11 protein-coding genes are annotated in these 18,370 nt (G+C 61.2%); 6 read left to right on the forward strand and 5 right to left on the reverse strand.

Going from position 1 to position 18,370, the window contains the following annotated elements; translation table 11 throughout:
* Nucleotides 1-16: 16 nt before the first annotated feature.
* The 3 genes from LOZ77_RS06630 to LOZ77_RS06640 all read left to right on the forward strand — a co-directional run bounded on the left by LOZ77_RS06630 (nucleotide 17) and on the right by LOZ77_RS06640 (nucleotide 2,420).
* Entirely contained in the window at nucleotides 17-973 is a 957-nt protein-coding gene (locus LOZ77_RS06630; protein WP_230281386.1) for a hypothetical protein, read from the forward strand.
* Between the two features lie 110 nt (nucleotides 974-1,083).
* Nucleotides 1,084-1,878: a 3'-5' exonuclease gene (locus LOZ77_RS06635; protein ID WP_230281387.1), complete on the forward strand. Its 795-nt coding sequence runs from the start codon at nucleotides 1,084-1,086 to the stop codon at nucleotides 1,876-1,878.
* 371 nt (nucleotides 1,879-2,249) lie between these two features.
* On the forward strand, nucleotides 2,250-2,420 hold the full coding sequence (locus tag LOZ77_RS06640; RefSeq protein ID WP_230281388.1) for a CsbD family protein: 171 nt from the start codon (nucleotides 2,250-2,252) through the stop codon (nucleotides 2,418-2,420).
* A gap of 77 nt (nucleotides 2,421-2,497) precedes the next feature.
* Here the strand turns inward: LOZ77_RS06640 and LOZ77_RS06645 are convergent, their stop codons facing one another.
* The 3 genes from LOZ77_RS06645 to LOZ77_RS06655 all read right to left on the reverse strand — a co-directional run bounded on the left by LOZ77_RS06645 (nucleotide 2,498) and on the right by LOZ77_RS06655 (nucleotide 6,947).
* On the reverse strand, nucleotides 2,498-4,066 hold the full coding sequence (locus LOZ77_RS06645) for a Ppx/GppA family phosphatase (RefSeq protein WP_230281389.1): 1,569 nt from the start codon (nucleotides 4,064-4,066) through the stop codon (nucleotides 2,498-2,500).
* Between the two features lie 13 nt (nucleotides 4,067-4,079).
* Nucleotides 4,080-6,203: an RNA degradosome polyphosphate kinase gene (locus LOZ77_RS06650; protein ID WP_230281793.1), complete on the reverse strand. Its 2,124-nt coding sequence runs from the start codon at nucleotides 6,201-6,203 to the stop codon at nucleotides 4,080-4,082.
* A gap of 381 nt (nucleotides 6,204-6,584) precedes the next feature.
* The gene (locus tag LOZ77_RS06655) at nucleotides 6,585-6,947 is read right to left on the reverse strand and encodes a hypothetical protein (protein ID WP_230281390.1); all 363 of its coding nucleotides are present in this window, start codon (nucleotides 6,945-6,947) and stop codon (nucleotides 6,585-6,587) included.
* Nucleotides 6,948-7,226: 279 nt separating this feature from the next.
* Here LOZ77_RS06655 and LOZ77_RS06660 point away from each other — a divergent pair, with 279 nt between their 5' ends.
* From LOZ77_RS06660 to LOZ77_RS06670, 3 genes are all read left to right on the forward strand, one after another.
* The gene (locus tag LOZ77_RS06660) at nucleotides 7,227-8,783 is read left to right on the forward strand and encodes a hypothetical protein (RefSeq protein WP_230281391.1); all 1,557 of its coding nucleotides are present in this window, start codon (nucleotides 7,227-7,229) and stop codon (nucleotides 8,781-8,783) included.
* A 127-nt stretch (nucleotides 8,784-8,910) separates the two neighbouring features.
* A complete protein-coding gene (locus LOZ77_RS06665; protein WP_230281392.1) occupies nucleotides 8,911-11,667 on the forward strand; it encodes a TonB-dependent receptor domain-containing protein in 2,757 nt (918 codons plus the stop codon).
* 197 nt (nucleotides 11,668-11,864) lie between these two features.
* Entirely contained in the window at nucleotides 11,865-14,654 is a 2,790-nt protein-coding gene (locus LOZ77_RS06670; RefSeq protein ID WP_230281393.1) for a DUF3857 domain-containing protein, read from the forward strand.
* 6 nt (nucleotides 14,655-14,660) lie between these two features.
* Here the strand turns inward: LOZ77_RS06670 and LOZ77_RS06675 are convergent, their stop codons facing one another.
* On the reverse strand, nucleotides 14,661-15,335 hold the full coding sequence (locus tag LOZ77_RS06675) for a response regulator transcription factor (RefSeq protein WP_230281394.1): 675 nt from the start codon (nucleotides 15,333-15,335) through the stop codon (nucleotides 14,661-14,663).
* Between the two features lie 156 nt (nucleotides 15,336-15,491).
* A complete protein-coding gene (secA, locus tag LOZ77_RS06680; RefSeq protein WP_230281395.1) occupies nucleotides 15,492-18,290 on the reverse strand; it encodes a preprotein translocase subunit SecA in 2,799 nt (932 codons plus the stop codon).
* Between the last annotated feature and the right edge of the window lie 80 nt (nucleotides 18,291-18,370).

The following is an 18,370-nucleotide window of genomic DNA, read 5'->3' on the forward strand; positions in this document are numbered from 1 at the left end:
ATAAGGAACCGACGGAATGACCAGTCGCGGCAAAGACTCAAATGAAGTGGTCGAGTTCATGACGTTATTCACCCGCCTCAAGGACTGGTGCGATGACGAGCCGGAGGACTTGGCAGACTTTGCTGAAAGTGATTCCAGCATCAAGGAAATCTGCAACATGCTTGCACTGCGGGCGGGCTTCCTCAGAATGTCCGAACGACGAGGACGTGCGCTGTTTGCATCGCCGGTTGACCCACACTTCCTTGAGGCCTGGCGCGATTATGAAGTGCGGTATCAGACCGTTCTCAGCAATATCTGGCTATCTGACCTTTTTGCGGAACTTGCCACCGAAAACGATAGAGCCAATCCGCTTCCTGATCAGCGCTGGGAGGATGCCGATGCCGAAGGAGAGGACCTCGCTGGCGGCATTGATCGCGCAATTGCTTTCGCACAGGACAATATCGATCAAGAACACCGCTGGGCTGACCAGCCGGATTTTGAACAGCAGGTTCGCGAGGGCCTTAATGCTTGGGAGCGCTTCAAGGAGGAAACCGATTTCGACTTGCGTGGCGTGTTTCGCAGGCGATTGCTTGTGCCATTTGTCCTCGTGCCCCGCCATGTGGCAGCCAAGCACAGCGCATCAGACAAGCACTCGATGCTCAGAAATCTCCAACAGGCCCACGACGCCTTCATCTATGGCGCGACCTACGCCGCACTGGCCCTGATGCGCTCGCTCATGGAGTCAGTCCTACGCGACCACTATGGTGCGACTGGTCGAGACTTGGAGGAGCGCATTCGCAACTCCAGCCGCAAGTTGCCGTCCGAAGCCAATCAAGCTGCCCTGCATCGGTTGCGCAAACTGGCCAACGGAATCCTGCATCTCGACCGGGAAAAGGATGAGGGCCTGCCAAAGCTGGACGACGTTCGACTGGAAAAGGAGATTGTCTCCTTGCTGTTCGTTCTCCGTGCATTGATTGAGGGCGCAAAGCGGTGATCCGGCCTGTCGCTAGCAGCTGTTCCAGCGGGCCATCACTGTCAGCCTTGAAACAATGAAGATCGTGCGCAGCGTGCCGAAGCTGGAAATCGACTGAAAGGGGACGGATTGTGCAACCGGAGCAGATAATCTTCTTTGATGTCGAGACTACCGGGCTTAGTCGCACAACGGATCGTGTCGTTCAGATCGCATGGGTGCTGACAGACCGGCGCGGAAATATCTCTTCGAAGCAAAACCTCGTGGTCAAACCAGAAGGCTACACGATCCCGGCTCAGGCTTCTGCAATTCATGGCATTGACACTCAATCGGCCTTGCGGTTCGGGAAGTCCGCGTTTGAAGTCCTTTCAAGCTTCGCCGCTGATGCAAAAAAGGCCGACATAGTGGTTGGGCACAATGTGGCCTTTGACCTTGGCATTGCGGGTGCCGATCTTCGACGCCACGCAATAGACCTGTCATTCAATGACAAGGTCCAGATTTGCACAATGCGCTCATCTACTGGCTGGTGCCGAATCCCTAAAACCAACGGGCTTCCGGGATACAAATTCCCTAGGCTCGAGGAATTGCATTATCGCCTCTTCGGACATGATTTCGAACATGCACATGATGCCATGGCTGATGTCCTCGCGACCATGCGCTGCTTTTATGAACTGATCCGCCTTGAAGTGATCCAGCTTCCGAAACCAGTCGTCACGAATGAAAATGTGTCAAACCATGCGCCAAACAATCAGGCTCAGGCTAGCGCAGGTGCAGGACGAAAACGCGCTTCCCAGAATGTTTCAGGATTTGCGCTCACGAGACACGTTCGAGCGGCCTGTGCTCATTGTTCAACGATTATCGACGTTACGTTGAACCACGGCGAAACCCAAATTGCCTGCCCAGCGTGTCATCGCATCAATCGGGCATAATTGACCGTCAAATGTCTGCCCGCATTCGCAGCCTATCGGCAGCACGGTGGGGGAACGAATGGGGGAATAACCTTTTCGACACCTATCTATTTTAGATAATAAGCAAGCTATTTCCGATAGATAGTCAAAACTGATTATATTCCTACTCGGAGCCACTTCCTTCCTTTCGCAAGCAACGGCGCCGCTAGGCCGGAACGGGCACGGCGCTATCTGCCGCGCAACCCCCTTGAAATCAGGCATTTTTGTGGCACCGCGACAAGCCGCGCGCGTCGCGCGGCAAGGCGTTGTGACGGGCGGATCGTATTGGCCGTTCGATGCGTTTTCCTATCAAAGCCCGAATGGTCGGGCACGCAAATCGAAAGGAAGACGCCATGGGCGAGCTGACCGAGAAGATCAAAGGCAACACCAATGAAGCCATCGGCGAAGTCAAGCAGCAGAGCGGCAATCCGCAGACGCGACGGGAAGGCCGCGAGCAGGAAGTCAAGGGCAAGGCCCAGCAGCTGAAGGGCGAAGTCGAAGGCGCGCTCGGCAACGACATCTGATCGCCGCCGCATCGCGATCAAAGACAAGGGCGTCCCTGCCATCGCAGGGGCGCCCTTTCTGTTTCGCGGGCTTTAGTTTATTTGGCCGAAATCGCGTCGGTCCATTTACGGTCGGCAATCTCGTCGCGTTTCGCCGTGAAATCATCCTTCGACAGGATCTCGACCGCGGGGTTCAGCCCCATATGTTCGGCAAGAAGCTTCATATCCTTGCGCGTGGGCGATCCGTAAAGCGCAGCATGGCTGCTGCGCAGATAGAGCCGCAAATCGCCGCCTTCGACTGCCAGCAGGCTGACGTTCAATGACTTGCGCGACTGGCCGCCCAGACGGCGGCACAGGCGGATGGCAAGGCCCCAGCCGATCGCCTCGTGCAGCCGGTCTTCGGGCGCAAGAGCCGCGATCGCTTCGGGCATGGCAGTCTGGCCGCTATTGGCCATGATCGCCGCGGCCAGCATGCCTCGTTCCGTATCAGACAGATCGAGCCAGCGCTTGTAGAGCGCCCATTCCACCGCCTGCGTGGTACGCAGGTTCGGCTCCACCTGCATTGAAGCGAGTGCCAGCATGGTCGCCGCCAGCCGCAGCCGTTCGGTGCCGTGCCGTTCGCCGGGCAATGCTGCCACGGTCCAGCCCGCAACGCGCGCGGAAACCGCCGGCGAGGCACCGATTTGTGATGAAAACTGCCCGACACCTGCCAAAAGCGGGTCCTGCGCGCGCTCGGCCTTGCTCAGCCGTGCGTTCAAAAGCCCTTCGCGCAGACCCCATGAGGAGAACACCAGACCTTCGGGCTGCAAACGCGCGAGCAATGCACCCAGCAAGACCGCCGCGCCCGGCAGGATCGCGGCGCGCATCGACGATACGCGCGGCACCGCTTTCAGCTCGCTATTGTCAGTACGCGCGATACGCTTGGCCAGCTTCGCCGCTTCGGACGATGTCATGCCAAGACCGTGCGGATCCGACAGCGGGTGCGACTGGCGGTGCATCGCATAAAGCGCCATCGCCCGCCACGTGCCGCCCACCATGAACAGTGGCCCCGTGATCGAATGGTCCCAGCCGGCATCGTGCAGCGCCTGTTCGATCACCTCGTCCAGCCGCCCCTCACCCTGCTCCAGCAGCGCGGCCAGACGCAGCGTGCCCAGCGGCATGCTGACCCCGCCCTGCGGCTCGCCATCGCGGATGGCGACGAGTTCAAGACTGCCGCCCCCCAGATCGGCGACCACGCCGTCGCGGCCGGGAAACGCGCCGGTCACGCCCATGGCGCTGATCCGTGCCTCTTCCTCGCCCGAGATCAGCTCGGGACTGAGCCCCAGATCGCGGACCTTTGCCAGAAACTCGGCCCCATTGGACGCATCGCGCACGGCGGCGGTCGCCACCGTCTGCACGTCCTCGATCTCCAGATCCGAAAGGATCAGCGCAAAACGGGCAAGCCCGGCCAGTGCCAGTTCCATCGCCTCGTCCGGCATGCGGCCCGTATCGGCCAGATCGCGGCCCAGCCGCGCCGTGACCTTTTCATTCATCAGCACCGATGGCGCGCGCGGCGATCCGCCATAGACGACCATGCGGACGGTGTTGGAACCGATATCGATAACGGCGCAGCTATAGCCGCCATTGTGCCTTGCGGCTTCGCGATTGCGTCGGGTGATTGAACTCATCGTCTCGATCTTGTCAGACCTGCGCACCCTTGCGCAAGGCGAGGCGCGGCACGGCATCTTCGACAAGTGCCTGTCCGCGGCCCGAAAGCGAGGGGTTGGTCATGAAATAATTGTGCAGGTTAAATGGCCTGTCGGTGGAATCGGCGCGGGTATAGCTGCCATCGGCCTGCAATATCCAGCTTTGTTCGGTGTCCAGCAGATTGGCCAGCAGCACCTGTTGCAGGATCTGGTCGTGCACCGTGCGGTTGCGGATCGGCACCATCGCCTCGACCCTGCGGTCCAGATTGCGGCTCATCGCGTCGGCGCTGGTGATGAACACACGCGCGCGCGGACTGGGAAGGCGATAGCCGTTGGCAAAGGCCCAGATACGGCTGTGTTCAAGAAAGCGACCGATGATCGATTTGACCTCGATCGTATCGGAAATGCCGGGAATGCCGGTTTTCAGGCAACAGATGCCGCGCACCACAAGGCTGACGGGCACGCCCGCCTGCCCCGCTTCATACAGCTTGTCGATCACGCCCTTGTCGGTCAGCGAATTGAGCTTGGCCCAGATCGCGGCGGGGCGTCCGGCCTGCTGATTCGCGATTTCGCGGTCGATGTTGCGATACAGCTCGTTCCGCATGTCGATGGGCGAGACGACCAGCTGTTCCAGCCCGTGCGGTTCGACATAGCCGGTGACAAAATTAAACAACTTGGCAGCGTCGCGGCCAAAGCGCGGATCGGCGGTAAAGAACGACAGATCGGTATAGATGCGCGTCGTCACCGGATGGTAATTGCCGGTGCCAAAGTGGCAATAGGTGCGATATTTGCTGCCCTCGCGCCGCACGACCATCGACACCTTGGCGTGGGTCTTCCAGTCGACGAAGCCATAGATCACCTGCACGCCCGCGCGTTCCAGCTGATTGGCCCAAAGAAGGTTCTGTTCCTCGTCGAAACGAGCTTTCAGTTCGACCACGGCGGTCACCGACTTGCCTGCCTCAGCCGCCGCGATCAGCGCATTGATGATCGCCGATTGCTTGCCTGCGCGGTACAATGTCTGCTTGATCGCCACCACATCGGGATCGTTCGCGGCCTGACGCACGAAATCGACCACCACCTCGAAACTTTCGTAAGGGTGATGGATGACGATGTCCTTTTCGCAGATCGCGGCAAAGCAGTCCCCGTCGTGCTCCATGATGCGTTCGGGATAGCGCGGGGAATAGGGCTCGAATTTCAGCTCGGGCCGGTCCTCGTCGACGATGTCGGACAGGCCTTCGACGCCGATCATGCCATTGGTCTTGATGACCTGCACATCGGTCAGGCCCAGCTGTTCGCGCAGCAATTCGCCCGCGACGGGATCGAAATCCTCTTCGATTTCAAGCTGGATCACCTTGCCGCGGCGGCGGCGCTGGATCGCCGTGCGGAAATAGCGGACAAGATCTTCGGCCTCTTCCTCAAGCTCGATATCCGAATCGCGCAACACGCGGAACGCGCCGTCTCCCTCGATCCGGAAGCCGGGGAACAGCAAATCCGCGAAACGGCAGATCAGCCGTTCTATGGAAATATAGGTCGCCTCTTCCCCGCCCGGCACGCGCACGAATCGCGGCAGGGCCGACGGGATCAGGATCATCTCTACCACCTGCTCGCCGTCCGAAATGCGGGTCAGGTGGAACAGCACACCCAGACCCTGGTTCGCGACGAAGGGAAACGGGTGGGCCGGATCGATCGCCTGCGGGGTCAGAACCGGCAGCAAGTGATCGAGGAAATATTCCTTGAGCCAGTTGCGCGCGTCGACATCGATGCGGCCTTCGTCGGCAACATGGATGCGCTCCTTGACCAGCAGGCCGTGAAGCTCGCGCCAGATGTCCTGCTGCTCGGCCTGCAATGCCTCGGTCGCCTCGCGGATGGCGGCAAGCTGCTGCGAAGGGGTGCGCCCCTCTATCGACAGTTTTGAAATGCCGCGCCGGACCTGCCCCGCCAGTCCCGCCACGCGGATCATCATGAATTCGTCGAGATTGCTGCCCGAGATCGAGAGGAAGCGAACGCGTTCCAGCAGCGGGTAATCGGGGCGCGCAGCCTCTGCCAGAACGCGCCTGTTGAACGCAAGCCAGCTCAGTTCGCGATTGTAATAGAGGTCCTGCGGAGGGATCGAGTCCATCGCCGCAGGTGTTGCATCGGCCGGCTCGGACCTGGTCATCTCGTTCATCACGCTCGCCATAGAGGATCGGATCGGGCAGCATCGGAACTGCCCGCCGCGCGATGCGGATGCGGTGTTACGACCGTGTTACAGTTTTCTAACCGGGATCGGACCGTCATCATGGCTGCATGGGCTGCTGAATGGCAGAAAACCGCCCCGAAACCGGTGCGGCAACCCCATGATCATGCGCGTTTGCAGCATGGGTTACAAGGCCGGAATAAGGCGGCGCAGTGCGCGGATATTATGCGCCCTATGATCGCACACATAAAAAAGGGTGCGGTCTGGCAAAGGGGGACGGCCAGACCACACCCTGCGTGGCAATCGTTTTGCCGAGTCGCGAAATCAGTCGGCCTTGGCCATCCGCGATCCGGTGAACTCGCCGCGATCCAGCATGCCCAGCGCCTTGCGCGCCAGCACCCGCGAATCGGCCCATGAACCGTCCGCCGTTTCCATCTGATAGCGCATGCGATTATCCGCCACGCGCGTGAACATGGCCCGTGCCTTATCCGTATCGCCCTGCCGCGCATATTCGACGCCGCGGTTCAAAAGCTGCACCGGATCGCCATTGTCGATGATGGCGGCAACCTCGATCTCGTCGGCCACAGCGGGCTGCGGCGCGGCATTCGCCTTATAGTCGGCGGCTCCGGCATTGCTGGCGGCACTCCCCGCCATAAGCAGGCCTGCAAGCAGCGTAGCAATCGCCATATCTTACTCTCCTTATCCGTCTCGTTGAGCAAAACATGCGCCCGATCACCCCGATCTGCAACATTTCTGTAACATTGTCATTTTTCTGAAACATTCACGGCAAGCACCCCCATAAAAGTTTTTGCAGGCGCGAAACCGCTGATTTCCGCGGCTTTGGACAAATATGTCAGCCGGATGATCATTTGATTGCAAAGAAACTGTCACAAGGCGGGTCTAGCGGGGCCTCGCGATCCGAAATCGCACGCAATTCGATTCTCGGTACCAAGGGGACCAACCGCCGTGACCAATATTCACCGCTCGCTTATTCTTGGCTGCAGCATGCTGGCGCTTGCCGGCTGCGGTGGCGACCAAATCGTCTCCCCCGGCACGGGCGGTGACATCATCATCACGAACCCGACGCCGACTCCCACGCCGACGCCGACTCCCACGCCGACCCCGACCCCGTCGGTGACGCCGGCAACCGGTTGCCCGACCATCAATTCGACGGGCGGTCTGACCGATTCGGGAACGATCACCGGCGACGCGGGCGAATATCGCATCTGCACGCTGCCCGCGACTTTCGACGAGAGTGACAACCTGCCTTACATCGAAGGCCTGCTCTATGCGATCAACGGCCGCGTTGACGTGGGCACCGATGGCGGCGCGACCGACACCGGCGCGGACAGCGACGTGACCCTGTCGATCGAACCCGGCGCGATCCTGTATGGCGCGACCGGCCGTTCGTATCTGGTCGTCAACCGCGGCAACCAGATCGACGCCGTCGGCAGCGAGGACATGCCGATCATCTTCACCAGCCGTGACAACGTGCTGGGCCTTGCGACCGACAATTCGGACGCGCAGTGGGGCGGCGTCGTGCTGCTCGGCCGCGCACCGGTTTCGGATTGCCGCGACGGCGTTCCGAACAAGGCCAACCAGGCCAATTGCGAGCAGGAGCTTGAAGGCGCTGCCGTGACCACGCTGTTCGGCGGCAACACGCCCGGCGACAGCTCGGGCACCATGCAATATTTCCAGATCCGTTATTCGGGCTTCACGCTGGAAGGCGGTTCGGAACTGCAGTCGCTGACCACCGGCGGCACCGGCTCGGGCACCACCATCGACCACTGGATGAGCTTCAACAGCTCGGACGACGGCACCGAGTTCTTCGGCGGCGAAGTCAACATGAAGAACGTTGTGGTCGTGGGCGCTTCGGACGACTCGCTCGACGTCGACACCGGCGCGCAGGCGAACCTGCAATATGTGATCGTGGCCCAGCGCACGAGCGCCGGCGACAACATCATCGAGCTGGACTCGCCCGATGACGATTACACCACCGGCGCCCTGCCGCGCACCAATCTGCAGATCGCAAATGCGACCTTCATCTCGCGCAGCTCGGCCAGTGCACAGGCGCTGCGACTGCGCGGCGGTGCGCAGTTCGGCCTGGTCAACACGGTTATGGACATCGACGGCGACAAGACCTGCATCCGCCTCGACGAAGCGGTTACTCTGGCCCAGAACCCGACCTTTGAATCGGTGGTCGCAGATTGCGGCACGACCCAGCCGTTCCGCGGTTCGTCGGGCGTCACCAATGCCGAAGTCGAAGCCGCTTTCGACGCCGGCGACAATAACGACTCGGCTTTCGCCATCACCCTCACCGGCTCGTTCATCAACGGCACCGGAGAGGCGGGCGTGACCGCATTCGACCCGACCGCCCTGTCGAGCTTCTTCGATGCGACCGTTTATGTCGGCGCCGTCGAGGACGCGACCGACACCTGGTACGAGGGCTGGACCTGCGACAGCGCCACCCTCACCTTTGGCAATAACACCGGCCTGTGCACCGAACTGCCGGTTTATTCCTGATAGCGTAATCGGGGAGGGCGCGTTTGACCGGACGAGTGCCGGCATCCGCCCTCCCCCTTTTCGTTTTGCGATTTTGACGGGCCCACGGGGCCCGACCCGACTGATCCATTGAGGGGGTTTCAAAGCCATGTCGACCGGCAAGCGCCTTGCAGGCGTACTCCTGCTTTCCACCGCGCTTTCCTTTCCCGCCACCGGTTTCGCGCAGGACGTAATCGGCGTACCCCCGGGCGATGATCCCAGCACCGAAGCTGCCGAGATCCAGCAGGCCGAGGATGCACTGGGCCCCGGCGCCGAGGTTCTGGCCGATAGCGACGAGCAGACCGAGGACGATTATTCCGAGCCCGATATCTCGGTGCCCGGCGGCGACATCATCGTCACCGGCCGGCGTATTCGCGACGTGACCCGTTCGTCGACGCAGGTCGTCAACGTGCTGTCCGCCGAACAGATCGCCCGCACCGGCGAAGGCGACATCGCGGGCGCGCTCAACCGCGTGACCGGCCTGTCGGTTGTCGGCGACGGCCGCGTTTACGTGCGCGGCCTGGGTGACCGTTATTCGCTCGCCATGCTGAACGGCTTGCCCCTGCCCAGCCCCGAACCGCTGAGCCGCGTCGTTCCGCTCGACATTTTTCCGACGAATGTCATTGCATCCTCGCTGGTGCAAAAGACCTATTCGCCCAACTTCCCCGGCGAATTCGGCGGCGGTGTGATCAACCTCACCACCCGCGCCGTGCCCGAGGAAAGCTTCTTCACCATTTCGGTCAGCGGTGGCGGCGATACGCGCACCACGGGCCGCGACGGCCTGTCCTATTTCGGGTCCGACATCGACTGGACCGGTTTCGACAACGGTAACCGCGATCGTCCTTCGAACCTCGAGGCCTTTATCGACAGCGGCGAGCGGATCGAAAATACCGATATCGCCACACAGGAAGGGATCGCCGCGCAGATCTGGCCGACCAATCTGGCCACTGTGCAGAAAATCGGCAATCTGCCCCCGAACTGGTCGGCTTCGGCCACGGCGGGCACATCGTTTGACGTCGGTTCCGACGCGGTTCTGGGCGTGATCGCCACCGCAGGCCTGAAAAACAGCTGGCGTAACCGTCTGGTCGTTTCGCAGACCGGCAACACCGATCTGGAACTGCGCGACGATTCCGAAAACTTCATCACCGACCAGCGCATGTTGTTCAACGCGCTGGTGGGCATCGGCATGGATTTCGGCGAGCACACCATCCGCTGGACCAACCTGTATATCCGCGACACGCGCAAGCAGGCCAGCCTTGCCAATTCGTTCCAGTACGAAGACGAATATGACGTCGTCACGCAGAACACGGCATGGTACGAACGCCAGCTGATCGACAGCCAGATCGTGGGCGAGTTCGAATTCGGGCCGCTGTCGGTCGATGTGCGCGGCGGCTATGCCCGCACCGACCGCGAGGCACCGTATAATCTGACCTTCAACTATGTCCGCACCAATCTGGACACCCCGACCGGCGATTATTACGTCGCCAATGTCACCGGCAACCAGATCCAGAACGTCGACCCGATCACCTCGGTGTTCGAGGATTTGCAGGAAGAGCTCTGGTTCGGCGGCATCGACGCCAGCTATGAAATCCTGCCGAACCTCGTCTCGACGGTCGGCTATGCCTATTCGGACACGGACCGCTATTCCGAACGCCGCGAATTCCAGCTGCAGATGAGCGTCGATCCCAATATGGTCGATTATGGCCTGACGAACGAAGTGCTGACCGCCGTCGGCCTGCGTCGTCCGGGCGACATCGTGAACGGCGCGACGCTGGCGGGCTTTAACGTCGGGCTGGTTGAGCCTTCGGAAAATCCCGCCTTCAACGCCGCGTTGGAAGTGCATGCGGGCTATGGCCAGCTGCGCTGGCTGCCGCTGGACACGATGACGGTCGATGTCGGCGTACGCTATGAAAGCGGCAAGCAGAACGTGGCTTTGGCGCCGGTGTTCAGCGACATCGACCCGACAGCCGCCGTCACCAATATCGAGAAGGATTACTTCCTCCCCGCCGCGACGCTGACCTGGGAAGCGAGCGACGATCTGCAGCTGCGCCTGTCTGCATCGAAGACCATCGGTCGCCCGCAGTTCCGCGAGCTGATCGAGCAGACCTATTACGATCCCGAAAACAACCGCCAGTTTCGCGGCAACCCGTTCCTGACCGATAGCGAGCTGTTCAATGCGGAAGCGCGCGGCGAATATTATCTGGGTGGCGGCGACCGGCTGAGCGTGGCGGGCTTCTACAAGGAAATCGACAATCCGATCGAGGCGGTGACCAACATCACCTCGGGCGGCGGGCGCATCACCAGCTTTATCAACGTGCCCAAGGCCAAGCTGTATGGCGCCGAACTGGAAGCGCAATATAGCTATGAGCTGTTCGACGTCGGCGGCTGGTTCGAAACGAAGCAGTTGATGCTGATCGCGAACTACACCTATTCGAAATCCGAACTGTCCGGCTTTGACGGTGCGACCACGGCACCCTTCCCTGGCAGCCCGGTTACCATCGACAGCTATTTCGACACGGGCGACGCCATGACCGGTCAGTCCGAGCATGTCGCCAACCTGCAGTTCGGGCTGGAAGACATGGACGTGCTTCAGCAGTTCACCATCCTGCTGAACTATGCCAGCGAGCGTGTGATCGGCTATGGCCCGCAGCAGCCCCCGATCGTCGAGGATCCCGGCCTGACCGTGGATTTCGTAGCCCGTACCGAAGCCAGCTTCCTGGGCCAGAACGTCGAACTGAATTTCCAGGCGCGCAATATTTTTGCCCGCGACCATCTGGAATATCAGGACAACGGCACCAACCGGATCGAGGTCAACAGCTACAAGCGTGGCGCCTCATTCTCGCTGGGTGCTTCGATGGAATTCTGATCCACGGTATTTTCTGCACCTGCCGGCCCGGTTTCCCAGCGGAACCGGGCCTCTTTTTTGCATGCACCACCCACGATCGGCGCCCCTTCCCTGACACATCGGGATACGGAATTTCCCAAGCCTAAAGAAGTCTTTGCCTAAACAGGTTTCACTTGGCACTAACAGGCCCAGGGGACTGAATAGGGGGAAATTTCCTGATGCGTTTTGCAACCGCGCTGCTGCTTGCACCTGTCATGCTGGCGGCAACGCCCGCCCTTGCGGGAGAGGAGGTCGTCTATGGCCCCGCGCCCGACTGGGTGGATGCCCTTGCGACCGATCTGATCGATACCGACGCCAAAACCGCGATCGCGCGTTACGACGTGCAGCAAAGGATCGAGGGCGGAACCGTCACCGTCTATATCGACCGCGCGATCAAGCTTGACAGTGCCGAGGCGCTGACTCAGGCAGGCACCAGCACGGCGACATGGATGCCCGAAAAGGGCGATCTGACGATCCACGCCGTACGCATCCTGCGCGGGGACGAAATTGTCGACGTGCTGGCAGGCGGAGAGAAATACACCGTCCTGCGGCGCGAGATGCAGCTGGAAAGCCGCACGCTGGACGGCATGTTAACGGCAACCATGGCCGTGCCGGGCCTGCGCATCGGCGATGTGCTGAATATCGTATTCAGCCAGACTATTCATGACGAAACGCTGGCTGGCGGCGCGCAGCTCAATTCCTTTCTCTTCGCCAAGCCGGCCGAAGCAGGTTTCGCACGCAATGTCGTATCCTGGCCCGCGGACGAGGCGATAAGCTGGAAGGCCGGCCCCGACTTGCCGCAGCCGCAAGAGGAAACGCGCAAGGGTTACCGCTATATCCGCTTTGACCTGCCGCTGGACGAGCGGGACGAATTGCCTGACGACGCGCCCAGCCGCTATACGCGGCCCCAGATCGTTCAGGCAGGCACGTTCCAAAGTTGGGAGCAGGTCTCTGCGGTCTTCGCCCCGCTGTACGACATGACCGGCTCCATCGAACCGGGCAGCCCGCTGGCCAAAGAAGTCGCGCGCATTGCCGGTGCCACCGATGACCCGCTGGAACGCGCCGCGATGGCCACTCGGCTGGTGCAGGAACGCATCGGCTATTTGATGAACGGCATGTCGGGCGGCAATTACACCCCGCAGGCTCCGGCGAGGACGTGGGAACTGCGCTTTGGCGATTGCAAGGCGAAATCGGTGTTGCTGCTGGCGCTGCTGCACGATCTGGGCATCGATGCCGAACCGGTCCTTGTGAACACGCAATACAGCGATGCCGCGCCAGAAATGGTGCCGATGCCTGCGGCTTTCGATCATGTGATCGTGCGCGCCGATATCGACGGAACGCCATACTGGCTCGATGGCACGATGACCGGAACGCGGATCGGCAATATCGCCAATACGCCGCCCTATCGCTTTGCGCTGCCCATCCGCGCCGACGGCACCGGCCTGCAACCGGTCGAACCGCGCGTGCCGGCACAGGCCGACATGACCATGACGGTCGTGCTCGACCAGCGCGGCGGCGTCGATATCCCGACGCTGGCCACCGTTACCACCCGCCTTTCGGGTGCCAGCGCCAGCAATCTGGCCGCAGGCGTTGGACAAATGAGCGAGGAACAACGCGACAAACTGCTGGAAAACTTTGCCGGAAGCAGCCCGCTGGGCGCGCTCACGCTGGTCGACGGGGATGTCGAAACCGATGACGAAGCGGGCACGGTCAGCTTTACCATTACGGGGCTGATGACCACGCCATGGCATACCGAAGGCGCCCGCAAGCGGCACGACTTCGATATGCTGCCCGCCGCCGGATATGAATTCAACGCCGACCGCGCGCGGGCTGCGTGGCGCGATATTCCGGTCGAACTGGGTTATCCGGGTCTGGTCGAAGCGGATGTCACCATTCTGCTACCCGAACAGGGAGAAGGCTTCGTCCTGCGCGGGCGCCCCGATCTCGACATCGGTTACAGCGGAGAGCGGGTGATCCGCCATGTCGAACTGGCCGGCGACCGGCTGGTGGCGCACGAACGGCTGGAAAGCACCGGCGGCGAGATGCCTTCTGCCGAGATCGGCCGTGCCCGCACGCAGGCGGCGCGCGCCAGCAATGCAGCGCCCTTCCTGCTCTCGCCCGCCGACGCGCCGCGTGCATGGCAATATGCGCAGCCCGATCTGGCAAAGCGGCTTGCCCCGTACGAGGATGCCTATGCCAAAGCGATCGAACGCGATGACGAGGATGCACGCAGCTATACCAACCGTGCCCTGTTCCGGCAGCTGACAGGCCGCCTTGCCCTGTCGCTGGAGGATATGGACGCCGCCATCGCCATCGATCCCGGTGCCGACAATTACCGCAGCCGGGGCTTTACCCGCCGCAATCTGGGGCGCGGCAAGGATGCCCTCGCCGACTTCCGCAAGGCATTCGAATTCGACCCCACCGGCTATAACGCCCGTATTCTCGCCGGTCAGCTGGCGCGCATGGGAGAGACTGAAGAGGCGCTCGAACTGCTCGACGATTACGACGACTACGGCGACGACCACGAAGCATTTGTCTATGTCCGGTCCGAAGTGCTCGCCTATGCCGACCGCGCCGACGAAGGCATGGCGATGCTGGATGCCCTGATCGAGGAGCAGCCCGGCAAGGGATACCACATGAACAATGCGTGCTGGTATCGCGCCCGCTTCCACGTGGGCAAGGACAACATGATCGAGATGTGCGACAAGGCAGTCGAACAGGCCGGCAATCCGGCATCGGTGCTCGACAGCAGGGCGCTGGCATGGCTGACCATGGGCGATCCTGCAAAGGCCAAGGCCGATGCCGAAGCCGCCTTGGCCACAGCGCCCGATGCCTATCGCACGCGCTATATTCTGGGCTTTGCGCAGCGCCGACTGGGTGAGGATGGCGGCGATGCGATCATCGACTATGTCGCAGACACATGGCCCGGCATTGCCGAGGATTACGCCCGCTATGGCCTGAAGCCGTAAGCGACCCTAGCCGATGTCGAGCACATAGCCGAGCGAGCGAACCGTTCGCAGCGGATTGCCTGCGCCCGCCGCTTTCAGCGCGCGGCGCAGTCGTCCGATCCAGACATCGACCGTGCGTTCGTCGATCGGCGGCTCCAGCTTGCCCAGCCCCTCGATCAACTCGTGCCTTGTCAGCACGCGATTCGGATTCTCGGCGAAAAAGCGCAGCAGGCGAAATTCATTGGGTCGCAGCGTGACCGGCGTCTGTCCCCAACGCGCCTGTAACGCCATCAGATCGATGGCAAGATCGCCTGCCTGCAACAATTGCGTCGCATGGCGATGGCGGCTGCGCGCCTGAACTGCCAATACGCGATCAAGCACCGCATTGCGGTCCAGCGGACCGACCATGTAATCGTCGGCCCCCGCGCTCAGCGCGCGGCGGCGGTCTTCGATGTCGTCGCGTTCCAATACCATGGTGACATGGGCATCGCGCGTGCGTTCGTCGGCGCGCAGGCGGCGGCACATTTCAAGCCCCGACAGATCGTCCATGACCCAATCGACAAAGGCCCAGATCGGCCCGTCGAGCAGGCGGCGCGGGCCGCTTGCTTCCAGCCGTTCGAAAACGAAGCGCATCTCGTCATGCGCGAAAGGCTCCATCGCCTCTGCGTACGGGTCGGTCAGATAGATGTAAACTTGGTCCACGATGCGACAGTCCCCCGGTTGCGGGGACGGGTTGGCGCAATGATGTGACGCATTCGTGACGCTTTCGCGGCGATCGTAACAATGAACGAAAACAGGCCTTCGGACAGCGAAAAAACCTGTCCGAAGGCCCGAATTATTGCCGGTGACGGCTGAAGATCAGCTGATCGCGCCGTGGCAATGCTTATATTTGTTGCCCGAACCGCAGGGGCACGGCGAATTGCGGTTGATGTCCATCCCCGCATAGGGATTCTCCCGCTCCGACCCGCCGGGGCCGACCTGTGCAAAGGTCGAACCCGCCAGCGCGCCGAACAGCGCCTCGCGTCCCAGCGAACCGTCGCCGTCATTGCTGTTGTCGGTGCCGGTCAGCGGATCGACATGGCCCGTCATCAGCCCCGCGCCCTGATCGGCTTCGGGCAGCATCGCACCCGGATTGGTCAGGAATTCGGGCAGTTCGGGCAGCGGCGCCGGTTCGGGCGCGGCCATACGAAGATTGGTCGTCATCAATATGCGGGTCACATCCTCGCGGATCGCTTCCAGCATGCGTTCGAACAGCGCGAATGCTTCCTGCTTGTACTCGTTGATCGGCTGCTTTTGCGCATAGGCGCGCAGCCCCACCACCTGCCGCAGCGCGTCGAGCGTGGCGAGATGTTCCTTCCAGTGGAAATCCAGCCGGTCGAGCAGCACCGATTTTTCGACTTGCCGCCAGATCGACGGGTCAACGCTGGCAATCTTGGCGTCCATCTTCGCATCGGCCTGCGCGGCAAGACGCTGTTCGATGTCCTCGGGATCGATGCCGTCTTCATCCAGCCACGCCTCGATCGGCGCATCCTCGCCGGTGATGTCCGCGAAACGCTCCTTCAGCCCCTCGACATTCCATTGCTCTGGATAGGACCCCGGCGGGCACGCTTCTCCCACCAGCCAGTTGACCGTGTCGCTGCGCATGTCGAGCACAACATCGTCCACCGTTTCGCTGTCCATGATTTCCGAACGCTGTTCGTAAATCACCTTGCGCTGGTCGTTCATCACATTGTCGTATTCGACGACCTGCTTACGGATATCGTAATTGCGCGCCTCGACCTTTTTCTGCGCGGTTTCGATGGCTTTCGACAGCCATTTGCTGCCGATCGCCTCGCCGTCCTGCAGATTGGCGTTCATCATCTTGGAAAAAAGCGTGTCGGGCCCGAAAATACGCAGCAGATCGTCTTCGAGGCACAGGTAGAACCGCGACAGGCCCGGATCGCCCTGACGGCCCGAACGGCCGCGCAACTGGTTGTCGATGCGGCGCGATTCGTGGCGTTCGGTGCCCAGCACGAACAGGCCGCCAGCCTCCAGCACGCGCTGGCGTTCGGCGGCGATCTCGTCCTTGATCTTCGCGACGGCGGCATCGCGCTCGGGCCCTTCGGGCATGTCGCGCAATTCATCCTCTGTGCGGAATTCCAGATTGCCGCCCAGCTGGATGTCGGTGCCGCGGCCCGCCATATTGGTCGCAATGGTCACCGCGCCGATGCGGCCCGCCTGCGCCACGATATGGGCTTCCTGTTCGTGCATGCGCGCGTTGAGGACGGAGTGCCGGACCCCTTCCTTGGTCAGGAAGTCCGACAAAAGCTCGGATTTCTCGATCGACACCGTGCCGACCAGAACCGGCTGCCCGATCTCGTTCTTTTCCTTGATCGCCTTGGCAATGGCGGCGAATTTTTCCAGCGTCGTCTTATAGAACTGGTCTTCCTCGTCGATGCGCGCGACCGGCAGGTTGGTCGGAATCTCGACCACGTTCAGCTTGTAGATGTCGAAGAACTCTGGCGCCTCGGTAGCGGCGGTGCCGGTCATGCCCGCAAGCTTGGGATACATGCGGAAATAGTTCTGGAAAGTGATCGAGGCCATGGTCTGGTTCTCGGGCTCGATCTTCACGCCTTCCTTGGCCTCAACCGCCTGATGCAGGCCGTTCGACCAGCGGCGGCCATCCATCATGCGGCCCGTGAACTCGTCGATGATGACGACCTTGTCGTCCTTCACGATGTAATCGGTGTCGCGCTTGAACATCATGTTCGCGCGCAATGCCTGATCGAGGTGATGGACGACCTGCGTATTTTCGAAATCGTAGAGGTTTTCGGTTTCCAGCAAGCCCGCCGCGATCAGCTTCTGTTCGACCTTCTCGATCCCGTCCTCGGTCCAGCCGATATTCTTGGTCTTCTCGTCCTTTTCGTAATCCTCTTCATCCATCGTTTTCACAATGGCGTCGATGGCAACGTAAAGCTCGGACTTGTCCTCGGTCGGGCCCGAGATGATCAGCGGGGTCCGTGCTTCGTCGATCAGGATCGAGTCTACCTCGTCGACGATCGCGAAATTGAACGGGCGATGCACCTGCTGGTCGCGCGAATGTTTCATATTGTCGCGCAGATAGTCGAAGCCCAGCTCGTTATTGGTCGAGTAGGTGATGTCCGAATTATAGGCCTCGCGCCGCTGGGTTTCGTGCAAATTGGGCACGATCACACCCACGGTCAGCCCCAGGAAATTATAAAGCTTGCCCATCGTTTCGGCATCGCGGCGGGCAAGATAGTCGTTGACGGTCACGACATGGACGCCCTTGCCCTCCAGCGCGTTCAGGTAAACCGCCAGCGTGGCCACCAGCGTCTTGCCCTCACCCGTGCGCATTTCGGCGATTTCGCCGCGATGGAGGACGATACCGCCCACCATCTGCACGTCGAAATGGCGCATGCCGAACACGCGCTTCGATGCCTCGCGCACGACGGCGAAGGCTTGCGGCAGGATATCGTCCAGCGTTTCGCCCTCGGCCAGCCGTTCGCGGAACGTCACGGTCGCGCCCTGCAATTGCTCGTCCGACAAAGCCTCGTAATCGGGCTCTAGCGCGTTGATCTTCGCGACGATCTTTTCGATCGATTTGACGTAACGGTCGTTGGAGGACCCGAAAATATTTTTGGCAAGGCCGCCGAACATGGGCGTTCCCCTCTATGATGCGGTTCGTGGAAGAATGGCGTGACCCTTCGTTCAGGGCCTGAAGTTCTGGGTTTGACGGC

It is taken from the genome of Croceicoccus sp. Ery15, from assembly GCF_020985305.1.
In the GTDB taxonomy this organism is placed as follows: domain Bacteria; phylum Pseudomonadota; class Alphaproteobacteria; order Sphingomonadales; family Sphingomonadaceae; genus Croceicoccus.

Coding starts and splice junctions, on each gene's coding strand:
- LOZ77_RS06655 (WP_230281390.1), bottom strand. CDS start 6,947: ATGGCGATTGCTACGCTGCTTGCAGGCCTGCTTATGGCGGGGAGTGCC.
- LOZ77_RS06670 (WP_230281393.1), top strand. CDS start 11,865: ATGCGTTTTGCAACCGCGCTGCTGCTTGCACCTGTCATGCTGGCGGCA.
- LOZ77_RS06665 (WP_230281392.1), top strand. CDS start 8,911: ATGTCGACCGGCAAGCGCCTTGCAGGCGTACTCCTGCTTTCCACCGCG.
- LOZ77_RS06630 (WP_230281386.1), top strand. CDS start 17: ATGACCAGTCGCGGCAAAGACTCAAATGAAGTGGTCGAGTTCATGACG.
- secA (WP_230281395.1), bottom strand. CDS start 18,290: ATGTTCGGCGGCCTTGCCAAAAATATTTTCGGGTCCTCCAACGACCGT.
- LOZ77_RS06640 (WP_230281388.1), top strand. CDS start 2,250: ATGGGCGAGCTGACCGAGAAGATCAAAGGCAACACCAATGAAGCCATC.
- LOZ77_RS06645 (WP_230281389.1), bottom strand. CDS start 4,066: ATGAGTTCAATCACCCGACGCAATCGCGAAGCCGCAAGGCACAATGGC.
- LOZ77_RS06650 (WP_230281793.1), bottom strand. CDS start 6,203: ATGGACTCGATCCCTCCGCAGGACCTCTATTACAATCGCGAACTGAGC.